This is a genomic window from Candidatus Limnocylindrales bacterium, from assembly GCA_035626395.1.
GTDB lineage: Bacteria > Desulfobacterota > Binatia > UBA1149 > CAITLU01 > DASPNH01.
In genome coordinates this window covers 104,496-126,874 of the sequence record DASPNR010000002.1, presented here as the reverse complement: position 1 = coordinate 126,874, position 22,379 = coordinate 104,496, and the positions used below count along the sequence as shown (strand labels likewise).

Genomic DNA, 22,379 nt, shown 5'->3' with positions numbered 1-22,379 from the left:
TTTCTCGTGCAGCCGCGCGGCTACTTCGACTACAACGCCAGCAGCCTTCTGCGCCCGCAGGCCGCGGCGGCGATGACGGCGTGGATGGAGGAGGGGGGCGGCAATCCCTCGAGCATGCACGCACGCGGCCGCAGCGCGCGGCAGACGCTGGAGGCGGCGCGGCGATCGGTGGCCGAGCTCGCCGATGGCTGCGCGCCGCGCGACGTCGTCTTCACCTCGGGTGCCACCGAATCCAACAACACCGTGATGCGTGCGGTCGCCGCCGCGGTGCCGCAAGTCACCATCCTCACCTCGCAGATCGAGCATCACTCGGTGCTGGCAACGGCGGCAGCGCTGGAAGAGCAGGGCACGGCGATCGTGCGCCTGCAGCCGCGCAGCGACGGCTGCTACGATCGCGACGAGATCGCCGCGCTGACCTCGCGCGGCCCCTCGCTGCTGTGCCTGGGCCAGGCCAACGGCGAGAGCGGCCACGTCCTGGATGTCGACGACGTCGTGAGCGCCTGCGCGCCCGACACGCTCGTGCATCTGGACGTCGCGCAGGCGGCCGGGCGCATGAAGCTGCGCCTCGGCGACGGCATCGATTCTTTGGCGATGTCCGGTCACAAGTTCGGCTCGCCTCCGGGCATCGGTGCCCTGATGCTCTCGCCGCGCATGCGCTCGCTGCTTCGGCCGCTGCTGACCGGAGGCCCGCAGGAATGGAGCCTTCGCGCGGGCACTCCCAACGTCATCGGCGCCGCCGCCATGGGCGCGGCCGCCGATGCGGCGCTGGCCGACATGGACAGCGAGCACCGCCGCCTGTGCGCGCTGCGCGAGAGCCTGTGGTCGACGCTGGCGGCGGCCAACATCGACCTGCTGCGCATCACTCCGCCCGAAGGCCTCGCCAACACGCTCACGATCGCCGTGGCCAATGGCAACGCCGATTCGCTGATTGCGGCGCTGGATCTCGCAGGCTTCTGCATCTCCTCCGGCTCGGCCTGCGCCGCCGGGTCTCCCGAGCCCTCGCACGTCATGCGCGCGCTCGGCATCGAGCCGCGCTACTACGGAGGCGTGCTGCGCATCAGCATGGGCTGGTCCACCACCGCCGACGACGTCGAGGCACTGGCATCCGCGCTGCTGACGGCGGCGCGCAAGGCGGCGGCAGCGGCATGAACGCGCGAGCCGCACGGATGCCGGCTGCCGGCACGCGCGTCGTCGTCGCCATGAGCGGCGGCGTGGACAGCTCGGTGGCCGCGGCGCTGCTGGCCGAGCAGGGCCACGAGGTCGTCGGCATCTCGTTGCGTCTTGCCGAGGAGCGGCCGGGCGGCAGCTCGAGCGGCTGCTGCAGCCTCGAGGACTTCCAGGACGCCGAGCGCGTGGCGGCAAGTCTCGGCATCGCTCACTACGTCTTCGACATGCGCGCGCAGTTTCGCGCCAGCGTCATCGATCCGTTCGTCTCCGAGTACCTGGCCGGCCGCACGCCGAGCCCGTGCATCCTGTGCAACCGCTCGATCAAGTTCGGGACGCTGCGCCAGCGCGCCGCCGAGCTCGGCGCCGAGTGGATCGCTACGGGACATTACGCGCGCATTGACCGCGAAGCCCGGCCGCGCCTCCTCAAGGCGCGCGATTCCTCCAAGGACCAGTCGTATTTCCTGTTCGAGATCACGGCCGCCGAGCTCGCGCGTACGCTCTTCCCGGTCGGTGACATGACCAAGCAGGAAGTGCGCGAGTACGCCGCCTCGCGCGGCATCGCCACCGCCGAGAAGCCCGAGAGCCAGGAGATCTGCTTCGTCCCCGACGGCCGCTACGCCGACGTGGTCGAGCGCATGAGTGGAGTTGCCGGCGCGGCCGGCGAAATCGTCGACGAGCGGGGGCGCTCGCTCGGGCGCCACCGCGGCATTCATCACTTCACCGTCGGCCAGCGCCGGGGCCTCGGTGTTTCGGCGGCCGAGCCGCTCTATGTCTCGCGCATCGACGCCGCCTCCGGCACCGTCACCGTCGGCCCCCGTCGCGACCTCCTGCGCCCGGGGCTGATCGCACGCGACGTGCGGTGGATCGGCGGCGCGCCGTTGGAAGAGGGCCAGGCCGTGGAAGCGCGCATCCGCCATCGCCATCGCGCCGTGCCTGCCGTGCTCGCGCGCGTGGCGGCCGACCACGTCGAGCTGCGCTTTCAGGCGCCGCAGGAAGCGGTGACGCCCGGACAGGCCGTCGTCTTCTACCGCGGCGAGGAGGTCCTCGGCGGAGGCTGGATCGAGCGGTCGGTGCCGGCGAGCACCGCCTCGGAGGGCGTCGCATGCGCGTAGCCATCGCCACCCTCGGCTGCAAGGTGAACCAGTACGACAGCGCCGTGCTGGAGAAGCTCATCGGCGACAAGGGCTGGCATCGCGTCGACTTCGATGAGCAGGCCGACGCCTACGTCGTCAATTCCTGCACCGTCACCGACCGCGCCGACTCCGACTCGCGCCGCCTGGCGCGCCGCGCCCGCCGCACCAATCCCAAGGCGCGCGTGATCATGACCGGCTGCTACGCGCAGGTCAGCCCGGCCTCCATCGCCGAGCTCGAGTACGTCGACTACGTGGTCGGCCTCGGCCGCCTCGGCGACCTGCTCGCGGCCGTTGCCGGCGAGATGACCGAGACCATCGCCGTCTCCGATCTGCGCCACGCCCGCGATGTGGCCACGCTGGGCATCAGCAGCTTCTCGGGCCGCAGCCGCGCGTTCGTCAAGGTCCAGGAAGGCTGCGACCTGTTCTGTACGTTCTGCATCGTGCCGGTAGCGCGCGGCAAGAGCCGCAGCGTAGAGGCGCGCGTGGTCCTCGACGAGATCGAGCGCCTGGCCGCGCGGGGATTTCGCGAGGTCGTGCTCACCGGCGTCCATCTTGGCGGCTACGGCGCCGACCTCGACCCGCCGGTGGACCTGGCATGGCTGCTCGAATGCATCGCCGAGCGCCGTCCGCCGCTGCGCGTGCGCATCAGCTCGGTCGACCCGCCCGAGCTGACCGATCGCTTTCTCGACGTCGTCGCCGACTCCTCGCTGTTCTGCCCGCACTTCCACGTGCCGCTGCAGTCGGCCGATGACGGCGTCCTGTCGCGCATGAAGCGACGTTACACGGCCGCCGAAGCGGCTGCGGCGCTGCGGCGCCTGCGCGATCGCGTCGGCGAGGACGTCTGCATCGGCACCGACCTGCTCACGGGCTTTCCGGGCGAGACGCAGCAGGAGTACGCCAACACCGCGGCCTTCCTTTGCGACCTCGGCCTTTCCTACCTGCACGTCTTCCCGTACTCGCAGCGCAGCTCGACGTCGGCCGCCAAGCGCTGGCGCCCGCTGCCCGATTCGCTCGTGCACGAGCGCGCAAGGCAGATGCGCGAGCTGGACCGCGACCTGCGCTCGCGCTACCGCCGCCGCTTCGTCGGCCGCAACGTGCGAGTCCTGTTCGAGAACCGCCGCCGTCCCGAATCGGCATCGCTCGAAGGGTACTCCGAGCACTATCTGCCGGTGACGTGCGATGCCGACGACCGCTGGATGAACCGCCTGGCCGAAGTCCGCATCGACGGCGACAACGGCGAGCGGATGACGGGGACGCTCGCGTGAACCTGCGGGACCACGTGCAGAGACGTGCGACGGGGGCGTTGGCTTGACCAGGCATCACGACGAGCACGAGCCGCCCGGCGACGTCGAATCGCTCGAACAGGCGCTCGGCTACAAGTTCCACGACCGAACGCTGCTGGAGCGCGCGCTGATGCACAGCTCGGCCGCGACCGAAGAGGCCGCCGAGAGCAATCAGACGCTGGAGTTCCTCGGCGATGCGGTTCTGGACCTGGCCGCCTCCGACCTGATCATGCGCCAGCACCCGGGCTGCACCGAAGGCGAGCTGACCCGCATGCGCGCCGCCCTCGTCAGTGCGCGCGGCCTCTCGCACGTGGCGCGCGAGCTCGATCTCGGGCGCTGGGTCCGCCTGGGCAAGGGCGAGGCGCGCAGCGGCGGCAAGCACAAGTCGCGCATCCTGGCCGACTGCTACGAAGCGGTGGTGGCAGCCGTCTTCCTGGACGGCGGTTATCCTGCGGCGCGCGCGGTGGTCGAGCGTACCTTCGCGGATCAGATCGCCAACGCCGTCCCCTCCGGCACCGACTACAAGACCGAGCTGCAGGAGCTGACCCAGCGCCTGTACAGGACCACTCCCACGTACACGGTCATCTCGGTATCGGGTCCCGATCATGCCCGCCACTACGAGGTTGCGATCCGCCTCGGCAGCGAGTCTCTTGCCCAGGGCGAAGGCCCCAACCGCAAGTCTGCCGAGCAGATGGCGGCGCAGGCGGCGGTGGCCGAAATCAAGCGTCGCCAGGACAAGCAGACCAGTGCTTGAACGACGCCGCCGCGACGTGGGCGGTCGCTCGCAATAGCGCTCGAGGAGAATGCATGTCGGACCAGGACGCGCCAGCTTCTTCGCCTCGCCGTGCCGGCTACGTGGCCATTGCCGGCGCACCGAACGTCGGCAAGTCGACGCTGCTCAATCGCATCCTCGACCGGCCGCTGGCCATCGCCACTCCGAAGCCGCAGACCACGCGCACGCGCCTGCTCGGCGTCGAGACGCGCGGCAACATCCAGATCGTCTTCTGCGACACGCCCGGGCTGCACAAGAGCGAGGGCCTCCTGCACGATCGCATGAACGCGCAGGCTCGCGCCGGTGTGCGCGAGGCCGACGTCGTCTTGTGGGTCATCGACGGCACGCGCGGCATCCGGACCGTCGATCGCATCGAGGCGGAGAACCTCGACCCCTCGCGCACGGTCGTCGTCATCAACAAGACCGATGTCACCGCCAAGCCCAAGCTCCTGCCGATCATGGAGGAGGTGGCCAGGCTCGTGCCGGGAGCCGACATCTTTCCGCTCAGCGCCAAGACGGGCGATGGGGTGCCGCAGCTGTTCGATCTGCTGGCGTCGAGGCTCCCCCAGGCCGACTTCTTCTTCGAGCCCGACCAGGTCACCGATCAGACCGAGCGTTTCCTGGTGGCCGAGCTGGTGCGCGAGCAGCTGTTCCTGCAGCTCGAGCGCGAACTGCCCTATCGCGTGGCCGTGGTCATCGATGTCTTCGAGGATAAGAAGAAGCACACCTCGATCACCGCCACCATCTTCACCGACAGCGAATCCTCCAAGCGCATCATCGTCGGCAAGGGCGGCGCGCGCATAAAGGCCGTCGGTGTCGCGGCACGCAAGACCATCGAGGAGTTGCTGGACCGCCCGGTCTTCCTCGAGCTGTTCGTCAAGGTGAAGCCCGGCTGGCAGGACGATCCGCGGTTTCTGGAGGAACTCGGGCTCTGAGCGGGCGGTGACGGGCGCGCGGCCAGGCGCGGCTTTTATCGGCGCGCGTACCTGGGTGTTTGCGATCCTCGCGTGAACGGTGCGGGTCGCCGTCGGAGGCGGAAGCTGTCGATCGTCTTCGTCGGGTGCGTCGACACGCGCGGTCCCGTTCGATTACTGCGCCGCCTTCTTCTCGGCCGCTTCCCTTGCGCCACTGCTCGGACGGCCCGAGTCGGTGTTCGTGTTCACGCCCCGATTCTGTTCGAGCACCGTCTCGCGCGCCTTGTCGTTGGCCTCGTTGACGGCCGGGTTCGGGTTGCGCGGATGGATACGGTCGTCGGTTCCGGGACCGGTCGCTTCGCCCATGCCGCCGATCGTATCGGAGCTCGTCTGCGCCAGGGCGGGGCCGCCCATGGCCATGAGCAGGAGCGCCAGGATGGTGGGCACCATCGCGCGCCATGCTTGAATCGCATTCCTCATTTGCGTCTCCCCTCCGCACGCGGCGCCGTGCGCAGCCTGCCGGATTCCTTCGACGCTAGCTGCCGTACCGGCGCCAGCAACGCCTCCACATCTCATCCTGAGGCGGCAGACGGCACAGCGAACGCATTCGGGCGGCGTGCTCGCGGCAGAAAGGGGAGCCAGAACGGCCGGGGCGACGTCGCTTGCGTTGGGGACGGGCTGGCAGCGCCGACGGCGGCGCTGGCGCTCGAACGTGGAGCCGCGACGCGTTCGTGAGTCGAAGCGCAGCTTCCATCGGCCAGGCTCGAGTCGACGACCCCCTGCAAGTGGACATCGACCGCCTTCTCGTTCACCACTGCTTCATGTCCTCCTACACACGACGCATCGTGTCGCCGAAGCGGCTTGGCTGCCGATGAGCAGGAGTCGCCTCCGGGTGGCCATCGTCGGCCGCCCCAACGTCGGCAAGTCGACGCTGTTCAACCGCCTGATCCGCAAGCGACGTGCGATCACGCTCGATACGCCGGGCGTCACACGCGATCCCATCGCCGAGCCCGTCTCGTGGGACGGTATCGACCTCGATCTCGTCGACACCGGCGGCCTCGGAGGCGAGCAGACGATCGCACTGGCCGATCGCGTGCACGAGCACACCGTGCGTGCGATCGGCGCAAGCGATCTGCTCGTGGTGCTGCTGGATGCGAAGGATGGCCTCAGCCCGCTCGACCGCGAGACCGTCGAGCTCGTGTCGCGCAGCGGCCTTCCCGTGATCTATGTGGCCAACAAGGCCGAGGGACGCGCCGGCGAGCAGACGGCGCTGGAATTCTGCGCGCTCGGTATCGATCCGCCGCTGACCATCTCGGCCGAGCACGGCCAGGGCATGACGGACCTGCAGATGGCCATCCTCGACGAGGCCCGCAAGCTGCTGGCTCGCGCGGACAACCCCCGGGAGCCGCGCGGCGATGCTGCCGTAGTCCCCGACGATGACGACGCCGGTGCCTGCCGTGACGGCGCCCGCGCCGGCGACGACGACGTAGCCGGCGACGACGACGGCAGCGGCAACGATGCCGACGCCCGCGCTGGCGATGACAATCCCCGTACCGACGATGACGATGCCCGTACCGACGATGCCGACGCCCGCGCCGGCGATGACGGCGGCCAAGCCCGCGATGACGACGGCAGCGCCGGCGAGGATCGCACAGCCGTTCGCGTCACTGGCGAAGTCACCGACGCCGACGCCGCCGAGGCCGAGGCTGCTGCCGCCACGCACCCGATCCGCGTCGCCTTCGTCGGCCGGCCCAACGTCGGCAAGTCCTCCCTGCTCAATCACGTGGCCGGCGCCGAGCTCTCGCTCGTCGATGACCGTCCCGGCACGACACGCGACGTCGTGGACATCGAGATCGAGCGCCGCGGCCGTCGCTACGTGCTGCTCGACACCGCCGGAATGCGAAGGCCATCACGGGTGGAAGAGGGCGTGGAGCGGATCAGCGTGCGGCGCTCCATCGAGGCGATCGACCGGGCCGATGTCGTCGCACTCCTCATCGAGCCCACGGAAGGCTTGACCGACCAGGACGCGCGCATCGCGCGCCGCGCCTGGAGCGAGGGCAGGGCGCTCGTGCTGCTGCTCAACAAGATCGATCTGGTCGAACCCGGCCGCGTCGCCGCGGTCGAGCGTCAGATTCGCGGCGGCTACCCCACGCTGGCTCCGGTGCCGATCGCCGCGATGTCGGTCAAGCAGGGCCGCGGCGTCGACGAGGCGTTTCGGCTGATCGATCGGGCGCACCGCGCGCACAACCGCCGCATTCCTACGGTCGAGGTGAATCGCTTGATCAAGCTGGCGGTGGAGCGGCGCGAGCCGCCCGTGCTCGGCGCCGGGCGCGCCAAGTTCTTCTACGGCACGCAGACGGCGGTGCGGCCGCCGACGATCAACATCTTCACCAACCGCGCGCAGGTGCCCGAGGAGTATCAGAGGTTCATGGAGCGGTGCTTTCGCGAGGAGATCGATCTGACCGGCACGCCCCTGCGCCTACGGCTGACTCGCCGCGCTTCCCACGGCCAGCGCGATCACGGCTGAGCCGTTCGCGCCGACCGTCGGAAGCGCGCCGATCGTCCTACTGGTTCGGATCGGGTAGCACGCGAGTGACTTTGAGCTTTCCCGACCATCGATTGCGCACCAGCACCACCCGGCCTTCGCCGCGGTAGATCCATTCGGTGCGCTCGGTGTCGCTGCCGACGTAGCCGGGGATGAACTGCTTGCCCGTCGTGTACGTCTGCTCGTTGTCGGGTGGCCCCATGACGTCACGCACTTCGACCTCACCCATTCCCACCTTGACCTGGGAGAGCTTGCCGGTTGCGGGTGCGGCCGCGGTACCTTTCTTGGCTGCCGGAGCCGGCCTGGCCGGCGCCTCCGCCCGTGAAGCCTTGGACTCCGAGGCCGCGCGCGGCGGCGGCGGTGCTTCTTCTTCGGGTGCCGGCCGATTGCTGGATGCACAGCCGGCGGCCAGGGCCATCGAGAAGGCGGTTGCGACAAACAGTGGGTAAGAGCGCTTCATAGGGACCTCCATCGCGCCTATCTACACGGGCGTGCCGGCAGGCGAAACGTGCTGCTTTCGAGGCGGCCCGGGCATGCACAAACGCCCTTTCCTCATCTGCCGCGCGCAGCGAGACCTGCGCAACGCAAGATGTTGCCAGCCCGGCCGCGTGGTATAGCCAGGACCGATGATGGCAACCGCACCTGCCCCCAAAGCCGGCAAGACCATCGTCTTTTGCGAGCCGCCCTACATCTTCTGGGATCGCAGCCTGGACGGTCTGCGAAAAGGCGAGGAGACCATTCCCGGTATGGGCGTGCTGATCCTTGCCGCGGTCGCGCGCGCCAGGGGCTACAACGTCCATCTGCTCGACGCCAAGGAGCAGGGCCGGCCTCTGGAGGAGGTCAGCGCGCAGATCGCCGCGCTTCGGCCCGACTACCTGGGCCTGTCGGCGACCACGATTTCCGTCACCAACGCCGCGCGCATCGCGGCGCGCGTCAAGGCGGCCGTTCCTGGGGTCGTCACCATCGTCGGCGGCGCGCACGTCAGCGCGGTGCCCGAGCGAACGCTCGAGGCGTTTCCCGATATCGACTACGGCATCGTCGGCGAAGGGGAGAGCTCGCTGTTCGACCTGCTCGAGCGGCTCGAAGACGGCGCCGCCATCGAGACGGTGCAGGGCCTGGCCTATCGCACCCCCGAGGGACGAGTGGTGGCCAATCCGCGCGCGCCGTTTCTCGATGACCTCGACAGCCTGCCGATGCCGGCCTGGGACCTGCTCGCCGACTTTCCGCACCACTATTCGCCAACGCTGTTCAGCTACCCGCGAACGCCGGTGGCGTCGCTGATCACTTCCCGCGGCTGTCCGTTCTCGTGCACGTTCTGCGACCGCTCGACCTCGGGCCGCAAGGGCCGCATGCACAGCGTCGAGTACATCGTCGAGATGTGCCGCCACCTCGAGAGCCTCGGCGTCCGGCACATCCTGTTCGTCGACGATCTCTTCACGGTGCGAAAGGACCGCGTCATCGCGATGTGCGAGGCGTTCCTGGCCAACGGCTTCCGCTTCACGTGGAGCTGCGCCAGCCATCCCAACCTCCTCGACCTTCCCGCGTTGCAGCTCATGAAGCGGGCGGGCTGCTGGCAGATCAACTACGGCATCGAGTCGGGCAGCCAGCGCATCCTGCAGGTCGTCAAGCACGAGGTGAAGATCCCGAAGATGCGCGAAACGCTGCGGATGACACGGGCCGCCGGCATCCGTGCCAAGGGTTACGTGATGCTCGGTCATCCCACCGAGGGCCTGGACAGCCTGGCCGAGACGCTCGACTTCCTGAAGACGGTCGAGCTCGACATGGCCCAGATCACGAAGTTCACGCCGTACCCGGGAACCCCGGCCTATCCGACGATTCACCAGCATGGGCATTTCGAGGAGAACTGGGAGCAGATGAACGCGATGAACTTCGTGTTCGTCCCGCACGGCCTGTCGGTCGACATCCTCGAGACGTACTTCGAGCAATGCTACCGCACGTTCTACCAGCGCCACGACGTCCTGCGCGGCATCGCCGGTTTGATGATCCGCGAGCCGCGCTTCCTGCTGCGCCTGGCCTCGAGCGCCTCGACCTACCTGCGCAACAAGAGCGGCGCCGCGCGCAACTTCTTCAAGCGCGACGTTCCGGCGGAGATGCGTCCGGCCTGAACCGGGGTCCGGTCTTGCATTTGAGCATTCGCCGCGCTCGGCGGTGCGCCGGCACTGGCCGCCGCACCGCCTGACAGTTCACGCGACACGTTTCCTCAGGGCTGGCAGCCAGTCCAGAACCGCCGGCGCGTCAGCATGGCTGCTACCAGCTTTCCGTATGGCACGTGCCATCGACGGTGAGGAGGTAGTCCAGCACCGCCAGCACGTCGATGTCGCCGCCTCCGGGCACCGCGCGTCCCTTCACCTGAAGCTGCCAATAGTCGTGGGGGAACCCGGCCTTGCGCTGGAACTTGACGCGCAGCAGCCCGTCGATGCTGCCGTCGCCCTTCCACTTGTATTTGCCGAGATCCGGCTGCGACTTGAGCCATCCAATGTCGCCGCCGGGAATCTCCATCGATGCAGTGCCGCCGCCGTCGGTGATCGAGAGCGCAAAGCCTTCGCGCGGATCGAGCCCCGCATACTCGCCGGCGGGATCGTACAGGTACGCCTTGTAGCGGAACTTGTCGGCAGTCGAGTAGATCGAGAGGCCGTAGAGGTCGCTCTCGGAGCACCCGCCGTCGCAGCTGCAGCCGCCCAGGCACATCCCGGGGCACGCGTCATCGGAGGTGCCATCGCATTCCTCGCCGCTCTCGACGACGTTGTTGCCGCACATGGGCGCCGGGCAGGCGCAGCCGCTGCACAACCCGTCGCAGGCATCATCGGAGGTGCCGTCGCAGTCCTCTCCGCTTTCGACGACGTTGTTGCCGCACATCGGCGGATCGCCGCCGAACTGCGTGGTCGTGATCTGGTAGTCACCTGCGCCCGAGCTGCGCACGAGCGCGATGGACCAGTCGCCAGGCGTCGGGTTCTCGAACTCGCATGCCGCGAACACCACGCCGCCGTCGGCCTTGCAATCGAAGTTGCCGGGGCCGGCGCCCCCCGAGCCTGCCTTCACGTAGAAACTGGCCTTGAAGCTGCCGGTGTCCTCGCCGTTGAACGTGAAGCGGGCCAGCTGGGAATTGGGCGCGATGCTCACGATGTGCGCGTCGCTCGTGTTGCCGCTGCTGAGCGTGCCCGAGTCGGCCGTGACGGTGACGTCGCCATCGCCGACCGGCGGCAGGCCTCCGCACGTCGAGGTCGAATCGACGCCGAGCTGCGCCTGGATGAACGTGCGATTGAAGTACACGCTGGCGTCCCAGCTATGGTCGTGCGCGAGGCAATCGGCCGAGGAGCCGGCCGAGGTCACTCCGACCACTTCGGTAACGCCGCTGAACTCCATGAACAGCGGCCCCCCCGAATCCCCGTTGCAGGTGTTGGAGTCCTCGCCGGGCGCGCCGACCGGATCGGCGAAATCCCAGCACACCAGGCGGTCGTTGCCCTCTCCGTCGGTCTCGGAGGTATCGCAGTCGGCGGTGACGACGTCGCCGTGACGCTTGATGCCGTAATCGTTGCCGCTGCCGGATGTCTGCCCGTAGCCGGCGATGCTGCCGGGCAGGCCCACTCCCATCGCATCCAGATCGTGCGTGGAGTTGAAGGTCGTCGGGTCGATGCCTTCGACCGGCTCGGCCAGCTTGACGATGGCCACGTCGTTGCCACTGGAGCCGTCGTAGAGCGGGTGCGAGGTGATGCTGGCGACCGTGTAGATGCCGCCGTGCTGCAGATAGACCCAGTAGTAGGCGGCATTGCCGTTGTCTTCGACGCAGTGGGCAGCCGTCAGGAACGTGCTGCAGCCGATCAGCGTTCCACTGCACCAGGCGCCGGCATTGGTCGCCGTGATGGGATCGCTGGCACTGTGCAGCAGCGCCCCCGTGGTCGGGAAGTCATGCGTCGCCAGGCCATTGACGATGCGAGGCGTTGCCGCCCCGGCGCCGGCCGCGCCGCTCAGAAGGAAGACGACCGCCGCCGTCACGGCGACTGCCAGATGCTTGCGGAATGTGTCGTACTGAAGAATCCCCATCGGCCCCTTTGAGCAAAGGGGGCGGCTTCAGGCAACCCGAGTTCTGCATCGAGCGCGTGACGGCGCCGGTGCAATCGGCGCCGGGCAGCGATGCGCGCGCCCATCTCCGCCGCAAGACCGCTGCACCAGGTCGGCGGCGTCGCCCTTACGGGCGCTCATGCCGTTCACGCCAACCGGCTCTGGCCGTTCACTGCGCTTGCGTCGGCGTCTCTACGGCAACGGCTCTGGCGGTTCACGGCGCCGGCGTCGTCTGCACGTTCACCGGTCCCTGCTCGATCCATTCGAAGGCGTCCAGCAGGACCGTCGAGTCCGTCGCCTGGTCGCCGGCATCCCAGATCGCCAGTCGAACCGTCATCGTGCTGCCCGGCGTGACCGGCGCCTGGCTCGTCAGCCAGCCCGTGGCAGCGGCCTCGCTCCAGGTGTCGAAACCCGTGCCGGACAGCGCGGAGGTTCCCTGCGGGCAGCCGGCGCAGACCTGCATCGCCATGTTGGCGCTGACCGGCGTTCCCGACGCATCGAAGCTGACGTTGCCGTTGATCGATCCCGGCGGGAACGGGGTGACCAGCGTGATGGACTGGTCGTTGTACTGGGTGCAGACCCACTCCGGATAATCGAACGTGTAGAAGTCGAGCTTGATCCGGAAGCCCGCGGCGTTGGTGGGCACGCGCAGCTGGACCTCGAGCGCGACGTCGTCGTTGATGTTGGCGGCAACGGGGCAACCCGGCACATACTGCGGAAAACCGGGCGGAGGCGTCCCGCCGGTGCTGTGCGTGCAGGTATGGGAGCCGCAGGCACCGGGATCGCCGGCGTCGCGCGCATTTCCCGAAGAGAGCGCGAGCATGCGCACGCCGGCCCTGGGAGTGACGTTGTCGCCGAAAACCTCGATCAGGCCGTTCTGCAGCGTCGAGGAGTAGGGCGCGCCGCTGGCGCGCACATACTGGGCATTCAGGACGCCCCATTTCAGCTCCATCCCGGTGGTCTGCTGGCAAAGCTCGATGGCACGGGCCGCGTTCATCGGGTCGACGTCCTGCAGCGGCAGGCCGGAGTCGCAGGCAGCGGCCGCATTGTCGGCGGTGCCGTCGCAGTCGTCGTCGACGCCGTTCTGCCCAAAGTCGTAGGCGCCCGGGTTGACCGAGGCGCTGCACTCGTCGCAGTCGCCCGCCGCGACGTCGAATCCGTCTCCGTCGGGATCGCCCGCCGCATCGCAGTCGGGGGGAAGAGTCGTGGTGGTGGTCGGTGCGGGGAACGGCAGCGCATCGGCCACGCACGATGCCGTCTCGGCAAGACTTGCGCAGTCCTGCGGCGGCGTGCAGGCGCTGCCGTACTTGTCGAGGATCTTGTTGCACTTGGCCGTGAACTTGCTCTCGCACTGGCTGGTATCGGCGGTCTCGCCCTTCAGCAGCGCCACGGCCTCGGCCTTGACCAGGCAGGAGCTGTGCTGGCCGGCAAGACGCATGCGTGCGGCGTCGCATTGGACGGTGTCATCGGCGGCGGCGAGCGTGGCGAAGCAAAGGACGGTGAGCGCAGCGCCAAGCGCGCTCGGAACGGACCGATACATGTTGCACCTCGCAGTCACCGCACGATGCGCCATTGCCGGCGGTGAAGGTGCGGGGAGTATGGGCGGGGGGAACCCCTCTGACAACCTGCAATGCAGATTGATCTATGCGAAGCGGCGCTTCCCGTTGAAGACCCGAAATGCCTGCGCCGAAGCGCGCCGCCTCCCGTCGTGCCGCACTCGGCGGCACGGGGACGCAGCGGTCGGCCCGCGGCGGGACGCATGAGCCGTCAGCCCGCCGCCGCGTGCCGTCGCGCGTACTCGACGTAATTCCGCGAGGATTCCGCCATCCAGGCGCGTTCGGCGTCTGTTACCTCGCGCACGACTCGCGCCGGCGCCCCCATCACCATCATCCCGCACGGCACTCGGGTCGAGGGCGTCACCAGCGAGCCTGCCGCGACCAGCGCGCCTTCACCGATCACCGCCTGGTCCAGAACCACGGCGCCGATTCCGATCAGAGCGCGGCTCTCGACGGTGCAGCCATGCAGCACCGCGCGGTGGCCGACCGTGATGTCGTCGTGAAGGATGGTGGGATAGCGCTCGTGCGTGACATGGATGACCGTCATGTCCTGCACGTTCGTGCGCGCGCCGATGCGCACGTGGAAGACGTCGCCCCGCACGACGCAGCCGTACCAGATCGAGGAGTCCTCGCCGATCTCCACATCGCCGACGACGACCGCCGTCGGCGCGACCCACGCCGAGAACGCGATGCGAGGCGCGAGGTTGTCGTAGCTGCGAATCATCGCCGCGATCCCTAACGCTGCTGCAGCGCCAGTGCGACCCGACCCGCGACCGCGGCTCGAGGCCAGCGCCACCCGCCAGCATGCGGGGTGGTGCTTCGCAGTTGTGCGCAAGGGTCTTGCATTCTTTGCAACGCGGCGCCCGCCTGGCTACAAGAGAACATGGAACCCCTGGAGAATCTGCGCGAGGCGCTTACCTTCGACGACGTTCTCCTCGTCCCGGGAGCCTCTTCGATCCTTCCTGCGCAGGCGGACGTCGGCACTCGGCTGACGCGCAAGATCCGTCTGAACATCCCGCTCGTCTCGGCGGCCATGGACACGGTGACCGAATCGCGCACCGCCATCTCGATGGCGCGCTCGGGCGGCATCGGCTTCATCCATCGCAACCTGGATGTGGTCGAGCAGGCGGCGATGGTGGCGCGCGTCAAGAAGAGCGAGAGCTGGATGGTGCGCGATCCCGTCACCATCGAGCCGCAGGCGCCGCTGTCGGAAGCGCTCGAGATCATGCGCCAGCATGGCATCAGCGGCCTTCCGGTGATCGAGGGAAAACGCCTGGTCGGCATCCTGACCAACCGCGACGTGCGCTTCGAGCGCAATCTGTCGCGCCCGGTCAGCGAGCTGATGACGAGCGAGGAGCTGATCACCACGCGAGCCGGCATCAGCATGGAGGATGCGACGGCGCTGCTTCACCGCCACCGCATCGAGAAGCTGCTGGTGGTCGACGAGGGAGGACGGCTCCAAGGCCTGATCACGGTCAAGGACATCCAGAAGTCGATCGAGTTTCCCAACGCCTCCAAGGACACGCACGGACGATTGCTCGTCGGCGCCGCCGTCGGCGTCGGCCCCGATCGGCAGGATCGCGTGCGTGCGCTGTACGAAGCGGGCGTGGACGTGGTCGCCGTCGATACGGCGCACGGCCATTCCAAGAACGTTCTGGAGACCGTGGCCGAGATCAAGAAAACATTTCCCGAGCTTCAGGTGATCGGTGGCAACGTGGCCACGCGCGAGGGCACGCAGGCACTGATCGACGCCGGCGCCGACGGCATCAAGGTCGGCATGGGGGTGGGCTCGATCTGCACGACGCGCGTGATCTCGGGCGTCGGCATTCCTCAGCTCACCGCCGTTGCCGACGCGTGCGAAGCCGCCGACAAGGCCGGCGTCCCGGTGATCGCCGACGGCGGCATCCGCTACAGCGGCGACATCACCAAGGCGCTCGCCGCCGGCGCGAGCGCCACGATGATTGGCAGCCTGCTCGCCGGAACCGAGGAAAGTCCCGGCGAGACGGTGCTGTACCAGGGCCGCACCTACAAGGTCTATCGCGGCATGGGATCTCTGGAGGCCATGCGCGGCGGCCAGAGCAAGGACCGCTACTCGCAGCAGGAGACCGAGGACATCAAGCTGGTGCCCGAAGGCATCGAAGGGCGCGTGCCCTACAAGGGCAACATCGCGCCGATCCTTCATCAGCTCGTGGGCGGCCTGAAGGCCGGCATGGGCTACATCGGCGCCGCCAGCCTCCAGGAGCTTCGCAGCAAGGCGCGCTTCATGCGCGTCTCACCGGCCGGCCTCTCCGAAAGCCACGTCCACGATGTGACGATGACCAAGGAGCCGCCCAACTATCAGCGAGAGTAGCCCAGTGTCGATGGTCCTGATCCTCGACTTCGGCAGCCAGTACACCCAGCTCATCGCGCGCCGCGTGCGCGAAGCGCGGGTGTACTGCGAGATCCATCCTTTCAACATCCCCGCCGAGAAGATCCGCCAGCTCGCGCCGCAGGCGATCATCCTCTCGGGCGGCCCGGCCAGCGTCTACGACGAAGGCGCGCCGTCGCCGTCGCCGGCGATCTTCGAGCAGGGCGTTCCGCTGCTCGGCATCTGCTACGGCATGGGCATCCTGGGCGTGGCCGGCGGCGGTGTGGTCGCGCGCTCGGCGCATCGCGAGTACGGCTATGCCGAGCTGCACGTGGACGTGGACGAGGATCTCTTCCACGGCTTCGGTGCCGGCGAGCCCACCACCGTCTGGATGAGCCACGGAGACCGGCTCGAGAAGCTACCGGAAGGCTGGGAAGCCATCGCGCGCAGCGGCAACTCTCCGCTGGCCGCGCTTCGTCACAAGGGCAAGCGCCAGTACGCGGTGCAGTTCCATCCCGAGGTCGTCCATACAAAGCGCGGCCGTGAGGTGCTCGAGAACTTCCTCTTCCGCATCTGCGGCCTGAAGGCCGACTGGACGATGGAGAGCTACGTCGAGTCGGCCGTTGCGCGCATTCGGGCGCTGGTCGGGGACGGACAGGTGGTCTGCGGCATCAGCGGCGGCGTCGATTCGACCGTCACCGCCGCGCTGATCGAGAAGGCGGTGCCGGGACAGCTCACGTGCGTGTTCGTCAACAACGGCCTGCTGCGCAAGGACGAGGCCGAGCAGGTGCGCCAGATGCTCGGCCCGCGCTTCGGCGACGACTTCGTCTACGTCGACGCGTCTCAGCGCTTCCTCGGAGCGCTGCGCGGGATCGAGGATCCCGAGCAGAAGCGCAAGACGATCGGGCGCGTGTTCATCGAGGTTTTCGAGGAGGCGGCGCTGAAGCCGCGTGCGGGCCGCGCCAAGGCGACGTTCCTGGGGCAGGGGACGCTGTATCCGGACGTGATCGAGTCGGTGTCCGTCAAGGGACCGTCAGCCACGATCAAGAGCCACCACAACGTCGGCGGCCTCCCGGAGAAGATGAACCTGGCGCTGGTCGAGCCGCTGCGCGAGCTGTTCAAGGACGAGGTGCGAGCGGCGGGCGCGGTGTTGGGGCTGCCGCACGAGCTGCTGTGGCGCCATCCGTTCCCGGGTCCGGGGCTTGCCGTGCGCGTGCTCGGGCCGATCGAGGAAGTGTCGCTTGCCACGCTGCGCGAAGCGGACGCGGTGTTCATCGACGAGATTCGCCGAGCCGGGCTCTACGACCAGATCTGGCAGGCCTTTGCCGTTCTCTTGCCCGTGCGGACCGTGGGCGTGCAAGGGGACTATCGCACCTACGACCAGGTCGTCGCGCTGCGTGCGATCGTCAGCGAGGACGGAATGACCGCGGATTGGTTCCGATTCCCGCCGGAGGTGCTGGCGCGCACGGCGTCGCGTATCGCGAACGAGGTGCGCGGGGTGAACCGGGTCGTCTACGACGTTTCGACGAAGCCGCCGGCAACGGTGGAGTGGGAGTAGCCGGGAAGGCCTGCCGGCACCGCTGACGTAAGCCGAGACGCCGCGCCGTTTCCTCGTTCGCCTGAGAGTCGCGGAGAACTCACCAAGCAACAATCGACGTCACCTCGACCGCGTTCTCCAGCGGCACGCCGTCGTCGGACACCGTGATGGAGAAGTCTGCGGGCACCGGGAACGTGCCGGTGGTCTGCATACGGCAGCGCGCAAGGTCACCGGCGGCTGTCGCCGACAGCGATGCCTGCACGTTCGCATCATCGTCTCTGGTAAAGAACCCACCCTTGGGTCCGTAGCATTCGGGGTCCGGTGGGAAGCTGGAAACGATGAATCCGCCGGGCCCCTGATAGTCGACCTCGATCTGCACCGATGACAGCGGCATCGTCGACGTCAGCATTACATCGAAATATCGGACTGACTGCGGTGGGCCGATCGTGCCGGGGAGGCATGGTCGCCGGCATGCAGTCTCGACGGGAAGACCGACGGCTTTGCGGAGAACCATGAGCGAGTCGGGGCTGGTCACCACGCCGTCACCGTCGCCGTCGCATGATGTCGGCACCGGGGAGCACGCGGACGTTCCGACGGCGGTGCGCAGGACGTGCAGCGCATCGCTGGCATCGATCTCCTCATCATAATCGGCGTCACCGCACACGGGGTCAGCCTTCCATTGGAACCCGTACGGCTCACCGTCGCATTCCAGATTGGCGAAGCACAGACGCGGCGGCAGGATCGGCGCACCGTCGGCTCCTTCCCCGCTCGTGCTCCACGCCATCAGGTCGACGAGCGACAGCGTCTGCGGATCGTCGAACTTGCTGATGAGCTCGGTGCCCTCGCACCTCAGCAGGCGCGTGCCGGCGGCGACCGCGCCCGGGACTCCGTCGATGGAAAACCGCCAGCCGTACTCGCCGTAGCCGTAATCCAGCGACGCCGTCGCCAGCGGCCCATCGGGCGGCAGGGCACAGGTCTCGCTGCCCATCCCAAAAGCGTCAAACGTCATCGAGCGCGCGTCGGTGTCATCGCCGATGAGCAGGTCGTAGGTGCACTCGACGAAGAGCGCACCGATATACGGTTGGCTCGACGAAGTGCTCGAGGTGGTGACAACGGTCGAACCGGCCGTGCTGTCGGATGCATCATCCGCCTGCGCGGCGGGCGCAGGATCGCCAATCGCAGCCAGGAGGGATAACAACACAGAGACGATCCGGGTCGACACAACCAGAGCATATTCAGCCGGGAGAGCTCAGGCCAGTTTGGCGTGTCGCGTCGCTGCGGCGGGCTCGCAAGGCTGGTCCGGCAGTAAAGAAGCCGCCGAGCGTCCGCGCCAGGCAGCGCCAGGATTGACGTAAGTCCCATTTCCGGCCACTAGCACGGCTCGCGCCGCGCCCGGAATGCGGCCCGGGGGGAGCTCGACATGTCCGCATTCGCGATCCGCCTCGCCGTCGTTGCCGCCGCCATCGGCGTGCTCGTCGCCGCGCATCCGGCGGCAGCCGTCGTCTTCACCGTCACCAACAACCTCGACGCCGGCGCCGGCTCGCTGCGCAATGCCATGACGGCCGCCAACGCCACGCCGGCGTTCGACGAGATCCGCTTCAACCTTCCCGCGGGCCAGCGCGTGATCACTCCGGCAACCTCGCTGCCGGTCATGACCACGCCCGTCGACATCAACGGCACCAGCCAGCCCGGGTATGCCGGCGTTCCGCTGGTGACGCTCAAGGGCACCACCGCAGGCGGCACGGGGCTTCGATTGGTCGGCAACCTGAGCAGCGTGCGCGGGCTCGCGATTCACGCGTTCGCCACCGGCGTCCGCATGGAGGGCGCCCTCTTCGTCGTCGAGGCCAACTACATCGGCCTCGATTCCACCGGTGCCGGCGGCGCCGGCAACACGGGCACGGGAATCGCCGTCGACGGCAGCTTCGGAACCGTTGGCGGCAGCACGGCAGCCGATCGCAACGTCATCTCGGGCAACGGCGGCAACGGAATGACGATTGGTGCCAACGCCACCAGCAACGACATTCTCGGCAACTACTTCGGCACCAACCCTGCCGGCACCGCCGCCATCGGCAACGGCAGCTATGCGATCCGCTCCTTCGGTGCGGGCAATTCGATCGGGAGCAACGCCGCCGGCGGCGGCAACCTGATCTCGGGGAACGCGCGCGGCATCAGCCTGGAGTCGGAGAATCCGGAAGGCACCAGCATTCGCGGCAACATCATCGGCCTCAACGCCGCGGGCACCGCCGCAATACCGAACAGCTACCATGGCATCGAGGTGTATTCGGACGGCAACTTCATCGGCGGCACCTTTGCCGGCGACCGCAACGTGATTTCGGGCAACACGCATTCGGGCATCGTCGTTCGCGAGGGGCAGGTGAACAACCTGATCGAGGCGAACTACATCGGCACCGATCCCACCGGCACGATCGCGTTCGGCAACGGCGGCGTCGGAATCGTCGTCCACGGCGACTCCAACACGATCGGCGGGACGGTCGCCGGCGCGGCCAACCTGGTCTCCGGCAACAACGGCGGAATCGATGTCAACGGGATCAACAACGTTGTCCAGGGCAACCGCGTCGGCACCAACGCCACAGGCACCGAGGCGCTGCTCGAGGAAGGCGGCGGGACCGGCATCCGTATCTACGGCCACGACAACACCGTCGGCGGCAATGTCGCCGCTGCCAGGAACCTCATCTCCGGCAACGGCGCGGGACTGGCGACCTCCGGCGATGGCAACACGGTGCAGGGCAACTACATCGGCACCGACGTGACCGGCATGGTCGCGATTGGCAACGCAGGAATCGGCATCTCGGTCGACGGCGAGTCCAACCTCATCGGCGGAGCCGCCGCCGGCGAGAGCAACCTCGTCTCGGGAAACGGCGGCGGCATCGACGTCAGCGGAACGATGCACGTCGTGCAGGGCAACCTCGTCGGGACCAACGCCGCCGGAACGGCCGCGCTCGGCGGGGTCGGCGGAATCCGCATCTACGGCAGCGACAACACCATCGGCGGCACCGAGGCCGGCGCCCGCAACGTCATCTCCGGCGGCGGAGGCATGGCCATCATCGGCGGCGAGGGCAACACGATCCAGGGCAACTACGTCGGCACCAACATCAGCGGCAACGCCGCCATTCCCAATGGCGGCTATGCTCTGCGCCTGATCTCGGCCACTGGCAACTTCATCGGCGGCACCGCCCCGGGCGCCGGCAACGTCTTCTCCGGCAACAATCGCGGCGTCACGCTCGACGCCGACGCGCCCGGCAACGTCTTCGAGGGCAACATCATCGGTCTTGCTGCCGACGGGCAGACGCCGATGGGCAACGACGATTCGGGGCTGGAGATCTACAGCGCCGACAACGTCATCGGCGGCACCGATCCCGGCGCCGGCAACATCATCGCTTCCAACCAGTACTACGGCATCGTCTTCGGCGGCCCTGGCGCGACCAACAACCTGGTGCAGGGCAACCGCATCGGCGTGGCCGCCGACGGCACCACGCTTCGCGGCAACTGGTTCAACATCGTCTACTACGGCGCCTCGGGGAACATCGTCGGCGGCATCGAGCCCGGTGCGGGCAATATCATCGCCGGGGCCGTCAACTCCGGCGCCTTCGTCTGGTTCGGCACGCACAACCAGATGCGCGGCAACTCCATTTTCTCGAACGGCGGTCTGGGCCTGGACCTGGATCCGACGAATCTCTCCGCCGACGACTCGCGCGACGGCGACACCGGCGCCAACGAGCGGCAGAACATGCCGGCGCTGACGTCGGTGCTCGTGGTCGGCGCCGACATCGACATCGCGGGCAAGCTTTCCAGCCGTCCCGCCACCACCTACGACATCGACTTCTACTCGAGCCCGGCCTGCGACCCCTCCGGCTTTGGCGAAGGTCAGACCTACCTCGGCAGCTCCACCGTCATGACGGACGAGGACGGCATCGGCCTGATCGAGGCGACGGTGCCTTTTTCGAGCGCCGACACCGTGGTCACCGCGACCGCGACCAGCCCCGAGGGCGACACCTCCGAGTTCTCGCCCTGCGCCGTCATCGATGCCGGCGAGGATGCCGGCGTGCTGCAGTTCTCGCAGATGAAGTTCCTGGGCTACGAGGAGCAGGGCTTCGTCACCGTCCTCGTCTCGCGCAGCGGCGGTGCCACCGGCACGGTCTCGGTGCAGTACGCAACGATGGCCGACACCGCCACTGCGCCCGCCGACTACACGGACGTGTCGGGCACGCTCACGTTCGCTGACGGCGAGTTCCTGAAGTCGTTCGACGTGCCTCTGGTGCTCGACGGACCCGACGGCGCCGACCAGACCATCGACCTGCTGCTCACCAATCCGACGGGCGGGGCCACCCTTGGCGCGCAGGCGACCAGTGAGATCCTGCTGTTCGACTACAGCACCGACTTTCCGGGCGTCTACATTTCGAGCGCCTCCATCAGCGAGGGAGACAACGGGACCAAGAACCTCGAAATCGAGGTCTCGGTGACGCCCACCGACCATACGGTGACGTTCAATGTGCGGACCACGGCCGGCACGGCAACGGCCGGCCTCGACTACGAGGACATCGACGTTGCGATGAGCTTTGCGGCCGGCGAGGCCCCCAAGACCGTCTCGGTGCCGATCCTCGGCGATGCCGCCGACGAGGGCATCGAGGTGTTCTTTTTGATGGTCAGCGGCCAGCTCCTGCCCGGAGGCTACGCGGGCAACATCGGCCACGGCTTCATCCTGGACGACGACGGCGACCCGGAGTGCGGCAACCTGGCGGTGCAGGCACCGGAGACCTGCGACGACGGTGACCTCCTCTATACGGCCGGCGACTACTGCTCGGCCGACTGCATCGCCTACCAGTGCGGCATCCCGACCAGGCTAAACGCGACCGTGCCCAAGGCGGGCGACGCCCTGTTCGTGCTGAAAGCTGCCGTGCAGAGCTCCAACTGCGACCTGCGCGTCTGCGACGTCAACGAGTCGGGCACCGTTACGGCCACGGATTCCTTGGTGATTCTGCGCAGGGCGGTGGGGCAGCCGGTACCGCTGCAGTGCCCGGCGTGAG

16 protein-coding genes are annotated in these 22,379 nt (G+C 68.1%); 10 read left to right on the top strand and 6 right to left on the bottom strand.

Features of this window, described 5'->3' with window-relative positions:
- Window positions 1-6 precede the first annotated feature (6 nt).
- From VEC57_00935 to era, 5 genes are read left to right on the top strand one after another with little or no spacing between them, the layout of a single operon-like run.
- A complete protein-coding gene (locus VEC57_00935; GenBank protein HYB97675.1) occupies window positions 7-1,149 on the top strand; it encodes an aminotransferase class V-fold PLP-dependent enzyme in 1,143 nt (380 codons plus the stop codon).
- Window positions 1,146-2,279, top strand: a complete 1,134-nt coding sequence (gene mnmA / locus VEC57_00930; GenBank protein ID HYB97674.1) for a tRNA 2-thiouridine(34) synthase MnmA — start codon at window positions 1,146-1,148, stop codon at window positions 2,277-2,279. Before VEC57_00935 ends, mnmA begins: the two co-directional genes overlap by 4 nt.
- On the top strand, window positions 2,270-3,565 hold the full coding sequence (gene mtaB / locus VEC57_00925; GenBank protein HYB97673.1) for a tRNA (N(6)-L-threonylcarbamoyladenosine(37)-C(2))-methylthiotransferase MtaB: 1,296 nt from the start codon (window positions 2,270-2,272) through the stop codon (window positions 3,563-3,565). The genes mnmA and mtaB overlap by 10 nt, the downstream gene beginning before the upstream one ends.
- A 43-nt stretch (window positions 3,566-3,608) precedes the next feature.
- Window positions 3,609-4,337, top strand: coding sequence for a ribonuclease III (gene rnc / locus VEC57_00920; GenBank protein ID HYB97672.1), 729 nt, complete (start codon window positions 3,609-3,611; stop codon window positions 4,335-4,337).
- Between the two features lie 53 nt (window positions 4,338-4,390).
- On the top strand, window positions 4,391-5,290 hold the full coding sequence (gene era, locus VEC57_00915) for a GTPase Era (GenBank protein HYB97671.1): 900 nt from the start codon (window positions 4,391-4,393) through the stop codon (window positions 5,288-5,290).
- 153 nt (window positions 5,291-5,443) lie between these two features.
- Here the strand turns inward: era and VEC57_00910 are convergent, their stop codons facing one another.
- Window positions 5,444-5,749, bottom strand: coding sequence for a hypothetical protein (locus tag VEC57_00910; GenBank protein HYB97670.1), 306 nt, complete (start codon window positions 5,747-5,749; stop codon window positions 5,444-5,446).
- 412 nt (window positions 5,750-6,161) lie between these two features.
- On the opposite strand from VEC57_00910, the gene VEC57_00905 reads away from it, so the two are divergent.
- A complete protein-coding gene (locus VEC57_00905; GenBank protein HYB97669.1) occupies window positions 6,162-7,796 on the top strand; it encodes a ribosome biogenesis GTPase Der in 1,635 nt (544 codons plus the stop codon).
- 37 nt (window positions 7,797-7,833) lie between these two features.
- Here the strand turns inward: VEC57_00905 and VEC57_00900 are convergent, their stop codons facing one another.
- Complete coding sequence (locus VEC57_00900) at window positions 7,834-8,274, bottom strand: hypothetical protein (protein ID HYB97668.1); 441 nt, start codon at window positions 8,272-8,274, stop codon at window positions 7,834-7,836.
- Window positions 8,275-8,440: 166 nt separating this feature from the next.
- Here VEC57_00900 and VEC57_00895 point away from each other — a divergent pair, with 166 nt between their 5' ends.
- Window positions 8,441-9,940, top strand: coding sequence for a radical SAM protein (locus VEC57_00895; protein ID HYB97667.1), 1,500 nt, complete (start codon window positions 8,441-8,443; stop codon window positions 9,938-9,940).
- Window positions 9,941-10,082: 142 nt separating this feature from the next.
- On the opposite strand, the gene VEC57_00890 is transcribed toward VEC57_00895, so the two are convergent.
- The 3 genes from VEC57_00890 to VEC57_00880 all read right to left on the bottom strand — a co-directional run bounded on the left by VEC57_00890 (window position 10,083) and on the right by VEC57_00880 (window position 14,174).
- The gene (locus VEC57_00890; protein ID HYB97666.1) at window positions 10,083-11,876 is read right to left on the bottom strand and encodes a trypsin-like serine protease; all 1,794 of its coding nucleotides are present in this window, start codon (window positions 11,874-11,876) and stop codon (window positions 10,083-10,085) included.
- Between the two features lie 232 nt (window positions 11,877-12,108).
- The gene (locus tag VEC57_00885) at window positions 12,109-13,434 is read right to left on the bottom strand and encodes a choice-of-anchor L domain-containing protein (protein ID HYB97665.1); all 1,326 of its coding nucleotides are present in this window, start codon (window positions 13,432-13,434) and stop codon (window positions 12,109-12,111) included.
- Window positions 13,435-13,661: 227 nt separating this feature from the next.
- Window positions 13,662-14,174, bottom strand: a complete 513-nt coding sequence (locus VEC57_00880; protein HYB97664.1) for a gamma carbonic anhydrase family protein — start codon at window positions 14,172-14,174, stop codon at window positions 13,662-13,664.
- A gap of 159 nt (window positions 14,175-14,333) precedes the next feature.
- Between VEC57_00880 and guaB the strand changes: the two genes are divergently transcribed.
- Window positions 14,334-15,800 (top strand): IMP dehydrogenase, encoded by a 1,467-nt coding sequence (gene guaB / locus VEC57_00875; protein ID HYB97663.1) that lies wholly within the window; start codon window positions 14,334-14,336, stop codon window positions 15,798-15,800.
- 10 nt (window positions 15,801-15,810) lie between these two features.
- Window positions 15,811-17,355 carry a glutamine-hydrolyzing GMP synthase gene (gene guaA, locus VEC57_00870; protein HYB97662.1) on the top strand — a complete coding sequence of 515 codons (1,545 nt, stop codon included), beginning with the start codon at window positions 15,811-15,813 and terminating at the stop codon, window positions 17,353-17,355.
- 79 nt (window positions 17,356-17,434) lie between these two features.
- Here the strand turns inward: guaA and VEC57_00865 are convergent, their stop codons facing one another.
- The gene (locus VEC57_00865; protein HYB97661.1) at window positions 17,435-18,532 is read right to left on the bottom strand and encodes a hypothetical protein; all 1,098 of its coding nucleotides are present in this window, start codon (window positions 18,530-18,532) and stop codon (window positions 17,435-17,437) included.
- A gap of 222 nt (window positions 18,533-18,754) precedes the next feature.
- On the opposite strand from VEC57_00865, the gene VEC57_00860 reads away from it, so the two are divergent.
- A complete protein-coding gene (locus VEC57_00860; protein ID HYB97660.1) occupies window positions 18,755-22,378 on the top strand; it encodes a Calx-beta domain-containing protein in 3,624 nt (1,207 codons plus the stop codon).
- Window position 22,379: the final 1 nt, after the last annotated feature.